At 55.2% G+C, this 16,427-nt stretch carries 19 protein-coding genes and 1 other RNA gene; 11 read left to right on the forward strand and 9 right to left on the reverse strand.

Going from position 1 to position 16,427, the window contains the following annotated elements:
• Window positions 1–5 precede the first annotated feature (5 nt).
• The 8 genes from Q0835_RS14685 (at window position 6) to Q0835_RS14720 (ending at window position 7,565) form a co-directional block, all read left to right on the forward strand.
• On the forward strand, window positions 6–698 hold the full coding sequence (locus Q0835_RS14685) for a sulfate transporter family protein (RefSeq protein ID WP_298962396.1): 693 nt from the start codon (window positions 6–8) through the stop codon (window positions 696–698).
• 106 nt (window positions 699–804) lie between these two features.
• The gene (locus tag Q0835_RS14690) at window positions 805–1,725 is read left to right on the forward strand and encodes a glutaminase (protein WP_298962398.1); all 921 of its coding nucleotides are present in this window, start codon (window positions 805–807) and stop codon (window positions 1,723–1,725) included.
• Between the two features lie 361 nt (window positions 1,726–2,086).
• Window positions 2,087–2,485 carry a succinate dehydrogenase, cytochrome b556 subunit gene (gene sdhC, locus Q0835_RS14695; RefSeq protein ID WP_298818777.1) on the forward strand — a complete coding sequence of 133 codons (399 nt, stop codon included), beginning with the start codon at window positions 2,087–2,089 and terminating at the stop codon, window positions 2,483–2,485.
• Window positions 2,486–2,496: 11 nt separating this feature from the next.
• A complete protein-coding gene (sdhD, locus tag Q0835_RS14700; protein WP_298818775.1) occupies window positions 2,497–2,880 on the forward strand; it encodes a succinate dehydrogenase, hydrophobic membrane anchor protein in 384 nt (127 codons plus the stop codon).
• A 5-nt stretch (window positions 2,881–2,885) separates the two neighbouring features.
• Window positions 2,886–4,712 (forward strand): succinate dehydrogenase flavoprotein subunit, encoded by a 1,827-nt coding sequence (gene sdhA / locus Q0835_RS14705; protein WP_298962400.1) that lies wholly within the window; start codon window positions 2,886–2,888, stop codon window positions 4,710–4,712.
• A 12-nt stretch (window positions 4,713–4,724) separates the two neighbouring features.
• Window positions 4,725–5,576, forward strand: a complete 852-nt coding sequence (locus Q0835_RS14710) for an FkbM family methyltransferase (RefSeq protein ID WP_298962402.1) — start codon at window positions 4,725–4,727, stop codon at window positions 5,574–5,576.
• Window positions 5,577–5,626: 50 nt separating this feature from the next.
• Window positions 5,627–6,409: a succinate dehydrogenase iron-sulfur subunit gene (locus Q0835_RS14715; protein ID WP_152503975.1), complete on the forward strand. Its 783-nt coding sequence runs from the start codon at window positions 5,627–5,629 to the stop codon at window positions 6,407–6,409.
• 322 nt (window positions 6,410–6,731) lie between these two features.
• Window positions 6,732–7,565, forward strand: coding sequence for a hypothetical protein (locus Q0835_RS14720; RefSeq protein ID WP_298962404.1), 834 nt, complete (start codon window positions 6,732–6,734; stop codon window positions 7,563–7,565).
• Window positions 7,566–7,581: 16 nt separating this feature from the next.
• Here the strand turns inward: Q0835_RS14720 and Q0835_RS14725 are convergent, their stop codons facing one another.
• From Q0835_RS14725 to Q0835_RS14765, 9 genes are all read right to left on the reverse strand, one after another.
• Window positions 7,582–8,742: a hypothetical protein gene (locus Q0835_RS14725; RefSeq protein WP_298962405.1), complete on the reverse strand. Its 1,161-nt coding sequence runs from the start codon at window positions 8,740–8,742 to the stop codon at window positions 7,582–7,584.
• Window positions 8,743–9,151: 409 nt separating this feature from the next.
• Window positions 9,152–9,760, reverse strand: a complete 609-nt coding sequence (gene recR / locus Q0835_RS14730) for a recombination mediator RecR (RefSeq protein WP_298962406.1) — start codon at window positions 9,758–9,760, stop codon at window positions 9,152–9,154.
• Window positions 9,761–9,779: 19 nt separating this feature from the next.
• Entirely contained in the window at window positions 9,780–10,085 is a 306-nt protein-coding gene (locus Q0835_RS14735) for a YbaB/EbfC family nucleoid-associated protein (protein ID WP_298819153.1), read from the reverse strand.
• A 208-nt stretch (window positions 10,086–10,293) separates the two neighbouring features.
• On the reverse strand, window positions 10,294–10,542 hold the full coding sequence (locus tag Q0835_RS14740) for a hypothetical protein (protein WP_298962407.1): 249 nt from the start codon (window positions 10,540–10,542) through the stop codon (window positions 10,294–10,296).
• Entirely contained in the window at window positions 10,526–12,484 is a 1,959-nt protein-coding gene (locus Q0835_RS14745; protein WP_298962410.1) for a DNA polymerase III subunit gamma/tau, read from the reverse strand. The genes Q0835_RS14740 and Q0835_RS14745 overlap by 17 nt, the downstream gene beginning before the upstream one ends.
• Window positions 12,485–12,585: 101 nt before the next feature.
• Window positions 12,586–12,981: a hypothetical protein gene (locus Q0835_RS14750; protein ID WP_298962412.1), complete on the reverse strand. Its 396-nt coding sequence runs from the start codon at window positions 12,979–12,981 to the stop codon at window positions 12,586–12,588.
• Entirely contained in the window at window positions 12,971–13,231 is a 261-nt protein-coding gene (locus Q0835_RS14755) for a hypothetical protein (RefSeq protein WP_298962415.1), read from the reverse strand. The genes Q0835_RS14750 and Q0835_RS14755 overlap by 11 nt, the downstream gene beginning before the upstream one ends.
• Before the next feature lie 159 nt (window positions 13,232–13,390).
• Window positions 13,391–13,488: signal recognition particle sRNA small type (gene ffs, locus Q0835_RS14760), an RNA gene on the reverse strand.
• A gap of 86 nt (window positions 13,489–13,574) precedes the next feature.
• Window positions 13,575–14,207, reverse strand: coding sequence for a LysE family translocator (locus tag Q0835_RS14765; protein ID WP_298962500.1), 633 nt, complete (start codon window positions 14,205–14,207; stop codon window positions 13,575–13,577).
• 159 nt (window positions 14,208–14,366) lie between these two features.
• On the opposite strand from Q0835_RS14765, the gene Q0835_RS14770 reads away from it, so the two are divergent.
• The 3 genes from Q0835_RS14770 (at window position 14,367) to Q0835_RS14780 (ending at window position 16,410) form a co-directional block, all read left to right on the forward strand.
• On the forward strand, window positions 14,367–14,786 hold the full coding sequence (locus Q0835_RS14770; protein ID WP_298962417.1) for an HIT family protein: 420 nt from the start codon (window positions 14,367–14,369) through the stop codon (window positions 14,784–14,786).
• 101 nt (window positions 14,787–14,887) lie between these two features.
• Complete coding sequence (nudC, locus tag Q0835_RS14775) at window positions 14,888–15,832, forward strand: NAD(+) diphosphatase (RefSeq protein ID WP_298962419.1); 945 nt, start codon at window positions 14,888–14,890, stop codon at window positions 15,830–15,832.
• Entirely contained in the window at window positions 15,832–16,410 is a 579-nt protein-coding gene (locus tag Q0835_RS14780) for a histidine phosphatase family protein (RefSeq protein ID WP_298962422.1), read from the forward strand. Before nudC ends, Q0835_RS14780 begins: the two co-directional genes overlap by 1 nt.
• Window positions 16,411–16,427: the final 17 nt, after the last annotated feature.

The following is a 16,427-nucleotide window of genomic DNA, read 5'->3' on the forward strand; positions in this document are numbered from 1 at the left end:
GTCTCATGTTCCAAGCCGCTTCCAGAGCCATGTCTCAGGTTTTTGAACCTCCGTTTCGTTCAATCTTCTGGAAAATGCTCGGCTTTACACTCGGTGTCCTGCTGGTTGTCTGGATCACTCTCCAGGGCTTGGTCGTAAACTTTGTCGAGTTGCCCTATGGATGGATGGACACAGCACTTTCGATCCTGACCGGCATTGGTGCGATATTCGCGCTTGGCTTTCTGATTGCGCCAATCTCAGCGCTCTTTGCAGGTCTTTTCCAAGATGACATAGCCGACATTGTCGAGGCGCGTGACTATCCTGGCGACCGACCGGGCCGTGCATTGCCATTTGCGCAATCGATTGGCCAGACCATCAAATTCACAGGCGTTGTCATTCTGGGGAACATTTTTGCGCTCCTGCTGCTTCTGGTTCCCGGCATTAACCTGATCGCTTTTTTCCTGGTGAACGGCTACCTGTTGGGACGAGAATTCTTCGAATTTGCTGCAATGCGTTTCATGCCCGCTGCGGAGGCAAAAGCATTCAGAAAAGCACGGAGCGGGACCGTCTTTCTTGCAGGCCTGATTATCGCTGGCCTGTTGGCGGTGCCAATCCTAAATCTGGTAACGCCGATTTTTGCCACGATTTTCATGCTGCATCTGTTCAAGATGCTCGCGGCCAAACATCCCGGTTACTCAAGCATTGATCAAAGGAGCTAGCCGCTCTTATTGCCCAAGTTTCCGGCATTTCTGACGGTTCCTCTCTTCAAACCCTTGCATCCGGCCCACCGATCTGAAGAACTGCCTCTTCAAGCGGAAGGAAGACATGCAGAGTTTATTGACAGAAATCGCGGCAGCAGCGGCTTCCAGCCCCGACAAAGGCAGCGTGGCAACCTACATTCCAGAACTTGCCGACATAGATCCCGAGCAATTCGGAATGTGCGTCGCGCTGGCGAGTGGGGACGTGTTTTGTGCAGGCGATGCTGACACGCCCTTTTCAATACAGTCAGTGTCGAAGGTCTTTGCGCTCGCCCTTGCGCTTGGACACGTCGGCGACCAGTTGTGGAACCGGGTCGGCCGCGAACCCTCCGGCCTGTCGTTCGATTCGATCCTGCTGCTAGAGCGGGAGGACGGTATTCCGCGCAATCCATTTATCAATGCAGGCGCCCTGGTAACGACGGATACCTACCTTTCCGGATCATCTCCGCGCGAAGCGCTGGCCGCACTTTTGAGGTTCATGCGCGCAGCTGCAGACGACGACAGCATTCATATCAACGAAGATGTCGCCAAATCGGAAATTGCGACCGGGCACCGAAACTTCTCGCTGGCACATTATCTTGCCTCGCATGGCAACTTGCGCAATTCCGTCGACAAGGTTCTTGGCACCTATTGCCATCAATGCGCCGTGGAAATGACCTGCCGACAACTGGCCCTCGCTGGACGCTTCTTGGTCGATTCTCCCACCATGCCGGCACTCGTTTCCATCGAACGGCGGCGGCGAATCAACGCACTCATGATGACTTGCGGCCACTATGACGGGTCCGGAGACTTTGCCTTTCGGGTCGGAATGCCCGGCAAGAGCGGTGTCGGCGGCGGCATTCTGGTTATTTCTCCAGGACGTGCAGCAATCGCCGTTTGGTCACCCGGGCTGAACCGGTATGGCAATTCGAAATTGGGAACGGAGGCCATGGAAACCTTTGCGCACAGTACCGGTTGGTCCGTCTTCGGCGTGCCGCATCCGGCTTGAGCATTGCTGCTGAATTGCGTGAAGTGTGTGAAAGAGACAAACCTGCATTGCACAAGGGATACAGCTCCGAGCGAACCTCTTGCGCCAGTCACTTTTTGTCACCGTGTGAATTAAAACGATTCAGAAGTAGTCTCCGCTCGTTTTGGCCTTTAGGATATTTTGACGTTTGAAGGCGTTAGCGCTAGAACCCCTCTAGACAACGCTTTGATTTGCTTACGTTTGCGTAAACGTAAACTTGAGCGAAATGAGCTAAGGATGTCACGTTTGCCAGTGTCGCCCATTACCGGTGCGGTGCGTCTCCAAAAGGCGAATGATGCATTCTTGCCTCATGTCGCTCTGCGTCGTACGGGAGAGGAATTCCATGCCGAACGCCGATCTGCGGGGCAACCGCCCGCTATCGCCCCATCTTCAGATTTATAAGCCTATTCTGACGATGGTCATGTCCATACTGCATCGTATTACCGGTGCAGCACTCTATTTCGGCACCATCCTTCTGGCATGGTGGCTCATCGCAGCTGCAGCCGGGCCGGCTTATTTCGATTTCGTCAACGAGATTTACGGCTCAATTCTGGGCCGCCTGATCCTGTTCGGCTTCACCTGGGCGCTGGTACATCACATGCTCGGCGGTCTTCGGCACTTTGTGTGGGATATGGGCGCCGGCTTTGGCAAGGACGCCCGGGAGTGGCTCGCCAAGGCGACCATAGTCGGCTCTGTCTCGCTCACGCTGATCCTTTGGATCATCGGCTACATCGTTCGATAAAGGAGAGTGTCATGACAGATATGCGCACACCCCTGAACAAGGTTCTCGGACTTGGATCGGCAAAAGAAGGCACAGACCACTTCTGGAAACAGCGCCTGACAGCCGTCGCCAACGTCTTTCTGATTTCATTCTTTGTGATCCTGGTGATTTCGATGCAAGGCGCCAGCCATGGCGATGTGATCGAAACGCTCAAGAATCCGCTTGTTTCCATTATCCTCCTCCTGGTGATCCTCTCCGGCGTCTATCACATGAAACTCGGTATGCAGGTCATCATCGAGGACTATGTGCATGGCGATGGCATCAAGTTCCTGACGCTTATGGCAAACACCTTCTTTTGCGCCTTTATCGGCTTCGGCTGCATTTTTGCGGTTCTTAAAATTGGCTTTGGAGGCTGACCCGAATGGCCAAGACGTATGAATTTGTCGACCACAAATATGATGTGGTCGTTGTTGGTGCCGGTGGTGCGGGTCTGCGCGCGACACTCGGCATGGCTGAACAGGGACTTCGCACTGCCTGTATCACGAAGGTCTTTCCGACGCGTTCCCACACTGTTGCCGCGCAGGGCGGTATCGCCGCGTCACTGACAAACATGACGCCGGACTGCTGGGAATGGCACATGTATGACACGGTCAAGGGATCGGACTGGCTCGGTGACACCGATGCCATGGAATACCTTGCCCGTGAAGCGCCCAAGGCGGTTTATGAACTCGAGCACTACGGTGTGCCGTTCTCGCGAACCGAGGATGGACGTATCTACCAGCGTCCCTTTGGCGGGCACATGCAAAATTACGGCGAAGGCCCGCCCGTGCAGCGCACCTGTGCGGCGGCAGACCGGACCGGCCATGCTATCTTGCACACGCTTTACGGCCAGTCTCTGCGCAACAACGCCGAGTTCTATATCGAGTATTTCGCGCTCGATCTGATCATGTCCGAAGACGGTGTTTGCCAGGGTGTGATTGCTTGGAACCTTGACGACGGCACGATGCACCGCTTCTCGGCCAAGATGGTCGTGCTGGCGACCGGCGGCTACGGACGTGCCTATTTCTCCGCAACGTCTGCCCATACCTGCACCGGCGATGGCGGCGGCATGGTGGCACGCGCGGGGCTGCCGCTACAGGATATGGAGTTCGTGCAGTTCCATCCGACCGGAATCTACGGATCGGGTTGCCTGATCACGGAAGGTGCCCGCGGCGAAGGCGGTTATCTGGTCAACTCCGAGGGTGAACGCTTTATGGAGCGTTATGCGCCTTCAGCCAAGGATTTGGCGTCCCGCGACGTTGTTTCACGTTGCATGACGATGGAGATCCGTGAAGGCCGCGGTGTCGGCAAGGACAACGATCACATCTTCCTGCATCTGGATCACCTGGACCCGGCGCTGCTGGCTGAACGTTTGCCCGGCATTTCGGAATCGGCGCGCATCTTCGCCGGTGTCGATGTCACCAAGGATCCGATCCCGGTCTTGCCGACTGTTCACTACAACATGGGCGGCATCCCGACCAACTATTGGGGGGAAGTCCTGAACGCGGATGGCGACAATCCGAACCGCATTCAGCAAGGCCTCATGGCTGTTGGTGAAGCAGGCTGTGCGTCGGTTCACGGCGCCAACCGGCTTGGCTCCAACTCGCTCATCGACCTTGTGGTGTTCGGCCGCGCGGCTGCGATCAAGGCCGGTGAAGTCGTTGATCCGAAAGAAGCCATTCCAACGCCGAGCGAAGCATCCTGCGACAAGATCATGGACCGTTTCGACACGCTGCGGAACGCCAACGGCTCAGTTGCAACGGCCGATCTTCGCGACAAGATGCAACGCGCCATGCAGGAAGACGCTGCCGTCTTCCGCACCCAGGAAAGCCTTGAAGCCGGATGCAATCGCCTGAGTGAGATCTGGGGTGAAATGAAAGACCTGAAGGTCACCGACCGGTCTTTGATCTGGAATTCCGATCTGGTGGAGACGCTGGAACTGGAAAACCTGATGGCCAACGCCATTACCACGGTCTACGGCGCGGAAGCCCGCAAGGAAAGCCGCGGTGCGCACGCGCGCGAGGACTTCAAGGACGGTCCATTTTCCGGACGGAACGACGAAGAATGGCGCAAGCACACCCTGGCATGGGTCAATGACGCAGGCGAGGTCAAGCTGGACTACCGTCCTGTCGTGCTGGACCCGCTGACCACGCATGACGAAGGCGGGATCGATCCGAAGAAGATCGCGCCCAAGGCGCGCGTCTACTAAGGAAGCAGCACGTTGAGTGAGGCGGCAACTCTATTGGACACAAGCAGTCCGTTCGGCACCTACAGGGCCGAACGGCTGGTTCGTGCTGCCTGGCGTCTGGCAGATCGTCATGACCTCTCCAGAGGGTTGCGCAAGCGTATCCGCGCCTTGGTCGCAAGGGTTTTCAAGGGACCTTACGACCTGGAGGCGGACGGCCTCAAATTCCGGATTTATCCGGGTGAAAACTATGACGACCGAAAGTTACTGGCCAAGGGGCGGCTGCCCGAGCGCGAAGAGCACAGGCTGATCGAACCGCTGCTCGGACCCGGCAAGACTTTCGTGGATGTTGGGGCAAATATCGGATCCTATGCGATTTTTGCCGCTCACCGCGGGGCCAGGGTTGTTGCGATCGAGGCCAATCCTCAGACGGCTTCCAAGCTCAGCTTCAATGTCTTCGCGAATGCTCTGGACAGTGTCACGGTGATCAATTCCGCAGTCGGTCCACGCGAAGATACGCTGCCGCTTTGGCACGAACCGAGCAATTGCGGTTTCGCCACCTTTGTGAAGGATCTGACCACCGGCGAATGGGCCGGAGACTGGTCGCAGACCTTCGTCAAGGTCAGGCCCTTGACCGCCATAACAGACGACCAGGGACTTAAACGGATCGACCTCCTGAAAGTGGATGTCGAAGGTTTCGAAGACCGGGTGGTGCTGCCCTTCCTGAGGCACGCGGACAGGCCACTCTGGCCCCGTGTGATCCTGCTTGAAACAAATTGCCGGCCTTATTGGACCGAGGACTGCCTGAGCGAATTGGCAGACCGAGGGTACGAGATCACAGGCCAGACGAATGACAACATGGTCCTTGAGCTTAAAGAAGAAGCTTGAAGATACTCAGGCCCAGGACGCGAACCGGGCCCAACGCGGAGCAGTAACAAATGGTTCAGCTGACGCTTCCTCGGAACTCTCAGGTGACGGAAGGCAAGGTGTGGGACAAGCCGGAGGGGGCGACCAACCTGCGTGAATACCGCATCTATCGTTGGAATCCGGATGACGGGCGCAACCCTCGCGTCGACACGTATTTTGTCGACGCGGACAATTGCGGGCCGATGGTTCTGGACGGGCTTATCTATATCAAGAACAAGATCGACCCGACGCTGACGTTCCGCCGCTCCTGCCGGGAAGGCATTTGTGGTTCCTGCGCGATGAATATCGACGGCACCAACACGCTGGCCTGCACCAAGGGCACAGATGAAATTGCCGGCGATGTGGTCAAGATCTACCCGCTTCCGCATATGGCGGTGGTCAAGGACCTCGTGCCGGACCTGACCCGCTTCTATGCCCAGCACCGGTCTATTGAACCCTGGCTGCAGACCGTTTCGCCGGCGCCGGAAAAGGAATGGCGCCAATCCCATGAGGACCGCGTCAAGCTGGACGGTCTATATGAGTGCATTCTGTGTGCTTGTTGCTCCACGTCGTGCCCGAGCTATTGGTGGAACGGTGACCGTTATCTCGGCCCGGCCATACTGCTTCAGGCCTATCGCTGGCTGATCGATAGCCGCGACGAGGCAACAGGCGAGCGGCTCGACAATCTGGAAGACCCGTTCCGGCTGTATCGCTGCCACACTATCATGAACTGCTCTCAGGCTTGTCCGAAAGGCCTGAACCCGGCCAAGGCAATCGCCGAGATCAAGAAGATGATGGTGGAACGGCGGGTCTGATCTCAGCCGGCAATCTGAGTTTTTAAGGCCGTCCAGAGGACGGCCTTTTTTGTTTGCGGACGTCCGATGTTCGTTGCGACCTACTTCGGTGAATGTAGACCGCTCCAGCGTACGCACAGCCCTATCGGAGCAAAAATCCAAGCCTTTATCCGATGAAGCTGTGATTGCAGTCACAGCAAAATAAATCGTGTGCTGCGATAGTTAGTTAATGCTCAGAAAAACGTCAAAATACTTATAATTCATATAGTTACGCCAGCTCTCGTCAAAGAAGACACTTGATGTGGGCCAAATTGTTCCAGCAAACCACTCAAGGCTGAACCCCATGCAGGAATTTTGGAAACATCCCGCACTGTCCTATCTGCAAACCTCGTTCTTTCAACACCACTCGAATATGTACCCCGCAGATTATGGCAGTCATTACAAATCTTTGCCTGTCCCCGTCGGCAACTCGGTTATTCGGGTGGCGGTGAATGGATACCGATCCAACTACACGAGTGCACGCAAAGCCGAATGCAACGCGCTTCTCAGGGTTGTCCGAAAATTCTGCGACCAGCCAGGAAGCGACTATCAACAAGCAGGAGAATGGACCCGCACCTGTCAGGCCCGCGTCGTCTCCTGTTTTGCTGGCCAAGGCATGCCGGAGGAAATTTCCCTGCTGTGTTGCCTCGCTGTCGAAAGCAAATACAAAACTATTGGCGAGTTGCCGCAATGGGCCTGGGCAAATTTCGGCATGGACTGCGTTGGCTTCGTCAGTAGCTATCTGATCGCTCTCGGCCAATTTCAAAAGATGGTGACATATATTCCGAAGTACAAATTCATTGCCGATGTTGCCAGATCCGTCGATGATATCAAATATGACAACGCCATCCTTTGGGCCGATGTTGAAGGCGGTAATGCGAAGGTTCGTCGAAATCCCGGGAACAAGTCACACATCGCTATCGTGGAGTGCTGGGAACAATACGGCAGCACCCTCTACGTGGCGCAATCGGCCAGTTCAAAGAAGGGTGTCGACTTTGACCGGGTTTATGAAATTGTGCAGGAGCCCAAGTCCAGCCAACGGGATCGCGCCTACTGGAAAATCCGCCCGAAGGGATCCTATACGACCAGCAAGGTTGTGATTACCAAATCCATTCCGATTTTTGCAGGCTCAAACTGACTGAATACGCCGAGAACTACTCTCGCCAGTCCCATTTGCCTTTCGGATCGGATTTGTCGATCGCCAGACCGGCGATTTCACCGTGCGTGTCCGTTGAGACCTTAACGTATTCCTTGGACTGCCAGACCGGATAGCCGCCCTTGATGATATCAATGCCGATCTTGATCGTCTTGTAATCGAGATCCCGCTTGGCGACCGCGCCACCAATGGCATAGCCCTGCTCGTAAACACCTGCTGTTTGAGAGTTTGTCAAAACAAGGCCGAACCCGATTGTCCGGCTTTTGCGGCTGGGGATCATGGCAGCTGTCGTTCTGGCAGACGCTTTCATTCGTCCCAGTTGCACTGTCGCTGGCAAGAGCTCTCCCGTCCGGTCTTTCTTGGTAAGATTCCGCGGATCTTTCGGGTCTGACCCGGTGAATTTGACTTCTTCCTGCTTGAAACGGATCCGAGGATCATATCCCCATTCATCTATACGTATGGCCACGTTGAAGTCGGTGCCGTCCGGTTCTGGAATGCCTTCAATCTGCAGAATGAGTTCATTGCCCGAGGATGGCGTCAGGCGCCATTTCGGTTTTGCGTAATACCAGGCGTTTTGCGTTCCAAACGGGATCAGCTTTGTCTTTTCGTACCAAAACCCGACACCTGCTCCAAGACTCGGAAGGCACGGAAAAATGTAGTACTTTTGAGGATCGCGACTTTTCAGATAGTCCTTGTCGAGTAGGTTTTCCGACTCGCCAACAAGGATGTTGAACGCGGTCTTGAATTCGTTCGAACCCGCTATTTGCTCAATGTTTTCCTGGTTCTTTAAATATGCACTTATGATGGGCCTGAGCTTTGGCATCAAAGTGGTCAGGCCAGCTGCCATTTCAACTTTCTTCTTTGAAATCCACTCCGTGCCTAGCGACGCTTGCCAGTCATAACCGCCATCGCTGAGGCTGAGTGACTTGAAGTGTTCGAAGTCTCGAACACCGCGCACAAACACAAGCGAGGGAGCTTCCAGATGCGCTTGAGCCATTGCTCCCACTCTTGCGCCGACTATCAGTGCATCCAGCCGGTCCCGTTTTCCTGAAAGGCTCCACAGGGCACATGCTGTCCCCGATCCACCGAGGATAAATGAAGCGTTTGCGCCGCCGACCGTAAATCCGGCCCAAACATCCGCGAATGTGTCTTTGCTCACCGAAAAACCTCAAACAAATAGTCACCAAATCTGCCGTAAAATTCCGGCATGCTCCTTACAAGAAAAAGTAGAGAAAAAATCCCCTTAAACCCTGTGTGCGGAGTTAAATCAGAAGCAGTGACCTTTCAAAAAGATACAACTGTTGATTATCAGACTTTAATACTGAAAAAGGATCAGAATTCACGCCGATATACAAGCTCTAAGACGCCGGAAAAAAACGAAATGTATTAGTAAATCTTGCAGCGTTGAACAATAATTCGTGAATACAAGCAGATTGCTCTAAGCGATTCTCAAGCTGCGCAAAGGCGTGCTTCGTTCATTTTCCGATTGCGCGCTGAAGACGGCTAATTCGAATTGAAATCCGGACCTCCGGACAAGACGAATGGCAGCTGGAGAAGGTCCGCATACCTCAGAATTGCGTCCGGGCCTTCAGCGCCTGCGTGAGTGTGCCCTCATCGAGGTAGTCGAGTTCACCACCAACCGGCACTCCATGTGCCAGCCGGGTGACATTGACCTCAAGATGCGAAAGCTGATCCATGATGTAGTGGGCTGTCGTCTGGCCCTCTACCGTTGCGTTGATCGCAAGGATGATCTCGTCCAAAGGCTCGTTTGCGCAGCGGTCTATCAGGGTCGCCAGGTTGAGATCGTCCGGACCGACCCCGTCAAGTGGAGAGAGAGTACCGCCAAGTACATGGTAGCGGGCATTGACAGCTCCGGCGCGTTCCAGGGCCCAGAGATCAGCAACATCTTCCACAACGACCAGAACCGACTGATCGCGTTTGGTATCAGCACAGATGGTGCAAGGGTCCGACGTGTCGACCGTTCCGCAGGTGCTGCAGATGCCAATTTCGCTGACCGCGACGCCCATGGCCTCCGCCAGCGGGACCAATAACTGATCCTTTTTCTTGATGAGATGAAGTGCTGCGCGGCGCGCAGAGCGCGGTCCGAGGCCCGGCAACTTTGCAAGCAGCTGGATCAACCGCTCGATTTCCGGCCCCGCAACACTTTTCTGCGCCATTTGCTGCCTGCCCCGTCTCTTAAAACGGCAGCTTCATATCGGCGGGCAGACCCAATCCACCCATGAGCTCCTGGGTCTTTTCCTGGATCAGGATCTCGACTTTGGCCTTGGCTTCCGTGTGAGCTGCCATGATCAGGTCTTCCAGAATTTCAGCTTCTTCTTCCTTCAGCATCGAAGGGTCAATTTTCAGGCTTTTGAGCTCACCTTTTCCGTTGAGCGTCACAGTGACAAGGCCGCCGCCGGATGAAGCAACCGCCTCTATGTCGACGATCTGCTCTTGCAGAGAACCCATCTGCTCCTGCATCTGCTTGGCCTGTTTCATCATCTTGAGGAAGTCCACGGGGTCTCTCCTTGAATATGCATGTGTGCCGAACCGGCGAGCTTCGTTTGATGATAGCGTTTAGAAGAACGTTCAGCGAATTACCAGCCCCAACTCACTGCCCGAGCATCGATCGGATGTGGGGTGGCATCAAGTCCGAGAGGTGCTCTCCGATACTATTCAATGCCTGTTTCCGGGCGACCTAAAACAGCTTCTACGCCTCCTTGAAACAAAGATAGAAGATCCTCGCGATGAGATAGAGCGCAACGAAGAAGAAGACACCGATAATGGCCAGCACAACAAGGAACTTGGTGAAGTCATCAATTCCGCTTCTGGAAATAACAAACATGGACAGGAACGTGACGAACCCCGTCACGAAGAAGAAGATGAAATTCCATTTGATCTTGTGATCTCTCGCCATCTTGGCCACCAGATCACCGGAGCCGTCAATCGTCTTCGTCATCGCCAAGCGCCTCGCCTAAAAGGGGGTCTGAAACCATCGGATCGGCCAGAGCAGCTTCATCCTCTTCCGATACCTGCACCTTCACGTCGACAACCTTCGCCCCAGGGAATGCTGAAAGCAGAGCAGCGACCGTCGGATGGGACTTGGCGTCCGACAGCAGTTGTTGCTGGTTGGCTTCCTGCTCTTCATGAATGGTTGGACGGCCCTGATTGCGCGAGACAACCACGAACCATCTCTGGCCTGTCCATTCCAGCAGCTTTCGGCCGAATTCGCCCGCGATATCGGCAGGCGCATCTTCCGTTGGCTGAATTTCGATCTTGCCCGGTTCGAACTTGACAAGCCGCATCTGCCGCTGGATGGCGACCTTCATCGGGATATCGCGCTTTTCTGAAGCCAGAGCGACACAGTCATGCAGGTTTTTCAGACTGTAGGTCGGTTCGGCCGAAACCTTTGGTTCGGGTGTGGCCATTGGCTGCACTTCAGCTTTCGGCAAACCGCCTTCGATTGCTGCTAGTTGAGGCCGGCCCAAGATTTGTGCCGGCCTTGCCTGCATGGAGGGCCCACCGCCGGCAGGTCCTGAACCATGTGAAGCTCCAACGGCCATCGCCGTTCCACTGCCGCCACCTGGGCCAGCGCCGCCACCTGGGCCACCGCCGCCACTCGACGGGGCGCTGCTGGGAGCGCTTGCACCTGCGAACGGGTTATTGCCATTCTTGATCTGTGCCATCAGGTCGCCAGGGTCCGGCAGGTCGACAGCATAGGCCAATCGTACCAGCACCATATCCGCGGCAGCGAGCGGTTTCGATGCCGCCTGCACCTCTTGCACGCCTTTCAGCAGGATCTGCCACGCCCGGGACAACAGGCGCACGGAAATTTTTTCAGCGAACTCACGGCCGCGCCCACGCTCTGCTTCGGTTACCGAAGCTTCGTCGGCAGCCTTTGGCGCCACCTTCATGCGCGTCACCAGATGGGTGAAATCCGCGAGATCCGTAAGCACGATGGCCGGATCCGCTCCGACATCATACTGCGCTTGAAGTTCTGCAAGCGCGCTTTCAATGTCGCCGCTCATCAGGTGCCCGAAGAGGTCAATAACCCTTGCCCTATCCGCCAGACCGAGCATCTCACGCAGGTCACCAGCTTCGATCGCACCGCCACCATGAGCCATCGCCTGATCCAGCAGAGACAGTGAATCGCGCGCAGAGCCTTCACCTGCCCGGGCAATCAGCATCAAGGCCTCATCCGAAATCTGAATGCCTTCCGCATCAGAAATCCGCTTCAGAAGGCCGATCAGTTTCGACTGATCTATCCGACGCAAATCAAAGCGCTGACATCGGGAGAGAACGGTGATTGGAACTTTGCGAATTTCGGTGGTCGCGAAAATGAACTTCACATGTTCCGGCGGTTCTTCGAGGGTCTTGAGCAGACCGTTGAAAGCCGCATTGGACAGCATGTGGACTTCGTCGATGATATAGACTTTGTAACGCGCTGTGGCCGGACGATATCGGGAGGCGTCAATGATCTCGCGAATGTCGTTGATACCGGTATGGGACGCGGCGTCCATCTCGATCACATCGACATGGCGTCCTTCCATGATCGCCTTGCAATGGGTGCCTTCCTGATCGAGCTTTACCGTTGGCCGATCGGCGACGCCGGGCACTTCGTAATTCAGCCCTCGTGCGAGAATACGCGCTGTTGTCGTTTTTCCGACACCGCGCACACCTGTCAGCATCCAGGCTTGGGCAATCCGGCCTGTGTCAAACGCGTTTTCAAGCGTTTGAACCATTGGTTCCTGACCAACCAGATCCTCAAAGGTCTTGGGTCGATACTTTCGTGCGAGCACACGGTAAGCGCCATCCTGCGCGGCGGGTTGCGCCACACTGCTATCGCTGATCAGACCGGGAGCTTCACCGGCCGCCTCTTCCGGAAAACCTGTTTCATCCATGAGCCGCACAATAGCGGTTTTTTCGCAAAGATGGACGGCTTATTGAAAAGATTTCTGTGTGTGAAGGTCGCACCTTGCAGTGAGCCGACCCAATGGTGAGCTCAAGCATTGCAACGGTCTGGCATCAAGAAAACCGTCCTGGCGTTCTTGCTGTTCAAACGGTCTGGCGAGTACCAGTTTCCCATCAAGGACCTGGACATCAGGTCGGTGTTTTTCTCCATGAATTCGCCGAAGGTTTGGTGGGGAGTCGATGCCATTCGCTCCGACAAAAGGCTCAAGAAAGCCAGGGTGACAGTCAGATTGAACTTGTCTGGCGCACCTGCTTTGCTGGCAATGCCTCGCAATGCCCTGGAATACGTGCGCGCCGCGTCCAGAAAATCGTATCTCTGCAACATCTGACAGGCAACGCCAATATGGTCGAGATGGCTGAAGCCACTCGCATCTAGTGTTTCCGCCTCAAAACGATCGGCCAAGATGCGATAGTCCCTATCTGTCATCGCGCGACTCTTCCTTGAGTTTATGGCTGTCCTCTGCCGAAAGTGCCAGATCGTAGACGCTTTTGAGCTGTTGGATCTTGCCGATTGTTTCTTTCGAAAAGGGCGGTTTGTTTTCAAAGCAATGGAGCGCCATGCCTTCGATCAAATCGCCCAAAGAAATGTCCAGATGCCCCGCAAGGCCTTTGAGAACCTTGAGAAGCCTCTTCTCCAGACGCACACCGGTCTGAACGCGTTCAATCTTTTTGCTCATTTGTTATTTTGGTACATTGGTACCATATTTGTCAATACACTTCGCGCGCTTCTGGAGCGTGAGCTTGCAGGAAAGATTGAGAGATCGAGGAACACCAGCCACAAAAAAACACCGCTCCAAAGGGCGGTGTTACCTGCAGCCATCTTGTGGCTGAAATGGGTGGGAGGCTGGCACGGCGACCCGTGCCGAGGCTCGTTAGGGCTGCTTCCTTCCGGATCTGACCCGGTTGGCGAGTGGCTCGTCCACCACCAACCTCCCGAGCGCCTTATATCAGATGCCCCCAGGGGTTTGGCAAGGGCTGGAAAGATGTTTTTTCAACAACGCAATTCATGGAAACCACGGATTAGGGACGCAGTGTCGCCAGCTTCAGACCGAATCCCATGAACACCAAACCGGTCACGCCCTTGAGCCACCGCTGAAATGAGGGATTGCCAGCCGCCCGGCTCACTTTCGCAAGCAGCATGATCATGGCCCCGAACCAGACAGCGTTGATCAGGGAATGCGTCGCGACAAGCATCATGGACGCAGCTATCGCACCCTCCCCAGCTGGAATGAACTGTGGAAAGGCCGCCAGATAAAACATCGAAACCTTGGGGTTGAGGGCGTTCGTTAGGAAACCTTCACCAAAGGCCCGAACCAGCGTTCGTTTGCTGCCTGCCGGTTGAACCTTCGATGCGATCACCTTCCGGGAAAGCGCATCGCGCAATGCTTTCAGACCAATCCAGAAGAGGTAGGCAGCACCAACCATCTTAACAACAAAAAAGGCTTCGGCTGAGTGCACCAGGATAACGGAGATCCCCAGGATCGAGAGGGATCCATGCAAGAAAAACGCAGACACGAAACCGCCGACATTCGAAAAGGCGGCCGCACGACCTGATGTCGGAACCGTCTTGGCAATCAGCACACCATTTGGGCCCGGCGACATGACCAGCAATGCGGCAACAAGCGTAAAACTTAAAAGTGTTTCCAATGACATGACAAAGGCCCAGTGACTGATGACAAGGTCTTTCAGGCTGAGAATGCGGAAGACCGGTTCACATGGCATTCAATCTAGCTCTATGGTGTTGAATTGCAATCCGGGACATCGCCACCTGCGGATTGCGCAACCCCGCTTCAGTGTTCACGGAACAAGATCATGTCCTCTTTTGCCATCAATCCCCGCCTGGAAGGCGACAGCTATTTCGTTGAAGATTTGCCGCTGTCCCAGCTTCGACTGATGAAAGACGCAAATTATCCCTGGCTTATGCTGGTTCCCCGCGGTGCCGATCTTGTTGAACTGATTGACCTGTCCGCTGAGGACCAGCAACAGCTGATGCGCGAAATCGCAATGACCAGCATGGCCCTGAGGGTGGCAACAGACTGCGAGAAGCTCAATGTCGGTGCGCTTGGCAACCAGGTATCGCAATTGCATATTCACGTGATTGCCCGATTTAGAGCAGATCCGGCCTGGCCAGGGCCCGTCTGGGGTGCTGTGTCTTCAATCGCTTATGAGCCTGAGAAGGCGGACAGCCTGATTGCGGACCTCCGTCGCGCGCTGGCCGATGCCACGGCTTGAATTGAACAAGCCACGAACAGGGCTAGCGCTGGACAGCACCCAACCACCGACTTAGTGTCAGGCATCGATCATCCTGCCTTCACCTTTTCAAGGAATACTAGATGCGCGCGCCTGCTGCCGGTCTCCAACCGATGGAGATGAGTTTTCTCGGCAACACACTTGACCGGCAATCCACGAAACGAGGTGACAAAGCTTATATCGACGGGCTGTTGCAAAGACCGGACACGCAATTTGTCCTGTCGACGGACAAGACACTGGTCTTCAGGGGCGATGACATCCAATCGATCGGCCACAGCCTTTCCGAGGCCGTCGCTTTGGGAGCGGAAACCAAGGAGATGGTGTTCCTCGGGTTAAGGCCTGAAAACGGTCAAGCCGTATTTGCAACCACCGTCCCACATACTGACGATGACCTGTCGGAGCGACCAGGCCTTCAGTCGATCGACTTGAGAAATCTCGCGCTGAAAAACCTATTGTCGCCTGAGGACCTTGGTGCCCTTGCACAGGCAAGAGCTCTTATTCACTGGCATCGCACGCACCGCTTTTGTTCCAGCTGTGGTGAGAAATCAGTCATGGCAGAAGCTGGATACCGTCGCGATTGTCCAACCTGTGGCGCACCGCATTTTCCGCGCACTGACCCTTGCGTGATCATGCTGATCACCGATGGGGACCGTGCCTTGCTCGGTCGGCCCGCACGGCTTCCGGAAGGGATATATACGACCCTTGCCGGTTTCATGGAGCCTGGCGAATCAATCGAACAGGCCGTGCGACGCGAAACGCTCGAAGAATCCGGCATAGTCGTGGGCGATGTTCAGCTGATCTCCAATCAACCCTGGCCGTTTCCGGCAAACCTGATGCTTGGATGTATCGGCACCGCAACCACTTTCGAAATCGAAATTGAAGACGATGAGTTGGAAGCATGCAAGTGGTGCAGTCGTGAGGAAGTCCGTCAAATGGTTGCCGGCACTCACCCTGAAGAGCACAAGATACCGCCGTCTATTTCGATCGCCTATGAGCTCATCATTGGCTGGCTCGATGGAGTAATCTGATGACCTGGTGCGTTTACCTGACCCATCCTGAAGTGAAAATCGATCCCGACGTCCCCGTTCCCGAATGGGGCCTGTCCGACATCGGCCGTGAACGCGCGGGAAAAGCGACCTTTTTGCCGTTTGCCAAAGAGATCAAACAGGTGATTTCGAGCGCCGAGGTCAAGGCTGTTGAAACCGCGCAGGTGTTTTCGGGCCGTCTGAATGTTTTTCACCGTGTATTGCAGTTTCTGCACGAGAACGACCGCAGCGCCACCGGCTTTCTTCCCCCCGAGGAATTTGAAGAGACAGCGGACGCTTTTTTTGCCAACCCTGCGGTTTCTATCCGCGGTTGGGAAAGGGCGATTGATGCACAGGATCGCATCGTGAACGGCGTTCGCAGCGCGTTGCGACACATCCCTGACGACCAGCCGGTGCTTTTTACCGGTCACGGAGCTGTCGGGACACTCTTGATGTGCCATTTGATGGCAACTCCAATCTCAAGGCACTTTGACCAGAAACGCGGCGGTTGCTGGTACCGTTTCGAAAAAGACTGGCTGAGCAGCCAGGAAGGACGGCATTTGGGCTGGACAGAGCTCTAAAGTCGGTCGGTCCTGGC

Origin of the sequence: uncultured Roseibium sp. (assembly GCF_947499295.1) — a bacterium.
In the GTDB taxonomy this organism is placed as follows: Bacteria; Pseudomonadota; Alphaproteobacteria; order Rhizobiales; family Stappiaceae; genus Roseibium.

Excerpts from the sequence above, each read along its gene's own strand:
- Q0835_RS14685 (WP_298962396.1), top strand. The coding sequence starts at position 6 with ATGTTCCAAGCCGCTTCCAGAGCCATGTCTCAGGTTTTTGAACCTCCG.
- Q0835_RS14690 (WP_298962398.1), top strand. The coding sequence starts at position 805 with ATGCAGAGTTTATTGACAGAAATCGCGGCAGCAGCGGCTTCCAGCCCC.
- sdhC (WP_298818777.1), top strand. The coding sequence starts at position 2,087 with ATGCCGAACGCCGATCTGCGGGGCAACCGCCCGCTATCGCCCCATCTT.
- sdhD (WP_298818775.1), top strand. The coding sequence starts at position 2,497 with ATGACAGATATGCGCACACCCCTGAACAAGGTTCTCGGACTTGGATCG.
- sdhA (WP_298962400.1), top strand. The coding sequence starts at position 2,886 with ATGGCCAAGACGTATGAATTTGTCGACCACAAATATGATGTGGTCGTT.
- Q0835_RS14715 (WP_152503975.1), top strand. The coding sequence starts at position 5,627 with ATGGTTCAGCTGACGCTTCCTCGGAACTCTCAGGTGACGGAAGGCAAG.
- Q0835_RS14720 (WP_298962404.1), top strand. The coding sequence starts at position 6,732 with ATGCAGGAATTTTGGAAACATCCCGCACTGTCCTATCTGCAAACCTCG.
- recR (WP_298962406.1), bottom strand. The coding sequence starts at position 9,760 with ATGGCGCAGAAAAGTGTTGCGGGGCCGGAAATCGAGCGGTTGATCCAG.
- Q0835_RS14735 (WP_298819153.1), bottom strand. The coding sequence starts at position 10,085 with ATGATGAAACAGGCCAAGCAGATGCAGGAGCAGATGGGTTCTCTGCAA.
- Q0835_RS14740 (WP_298962407.1), bottom strand. The coding sequence starts at position 10,542 with ATGACGAAGACGATTGACGGCTCCGGTGATCTGGTGGCCAAGATGGCG.
- Q0835_RS14745 (WP_298962410.1), bottom strand. The coding sequence starts at position 12,484 with ATGGATGAAACAGGTTTTCCGGAAGAGGCGGCCGGTGAAGCTCCCGGT.
- Q0835_RS14750 (WP_298962412.1), bottom strand. The coding sequence starts at position 12,981 with ATGACAGATAGGGACTATCGCATCTTGGCCGATCGTTTTGAGGCGGAA.
- Q0835_RS14755 (WP_298962415.1), bottom strand. The coding sequence starts at position 13,231 with ATGAGCAAAAAGATTGAACGCGTTCAGACCGGTGTGCGTCTGGAGAAG.
- Q0835_RS14765 (WP_298962500.1), bottom strand. The coding sequence starts at position 14,207 with ATGTCATTGGAAACACTTTTAAGTTTTACGCTTGTTGCCGCATTGCTG.
- Q0835_RS14770 (WP_298962417.1), top strand. The coding sequence starts at position 14,367 with ATGTCCTCTTTTGCCATCAATCCCCGCCTGGAAGGCGACAGCTATTTC.
- nudC (WP_298962419.1), top strand. The coding sequence starts at position 14,888 with ATGCGCGCGCCTGCTGCCGGTCTCCAACCGATGGAGATGAGTTTTCTC.
- Q0835_RS14780 (WP_298962422.1), top strand. The coding sequence starts at position 15,832 with ATGACCTGGTGCGTTTACCTGACCCATCCTGAAGTGAAAATCGATCCC.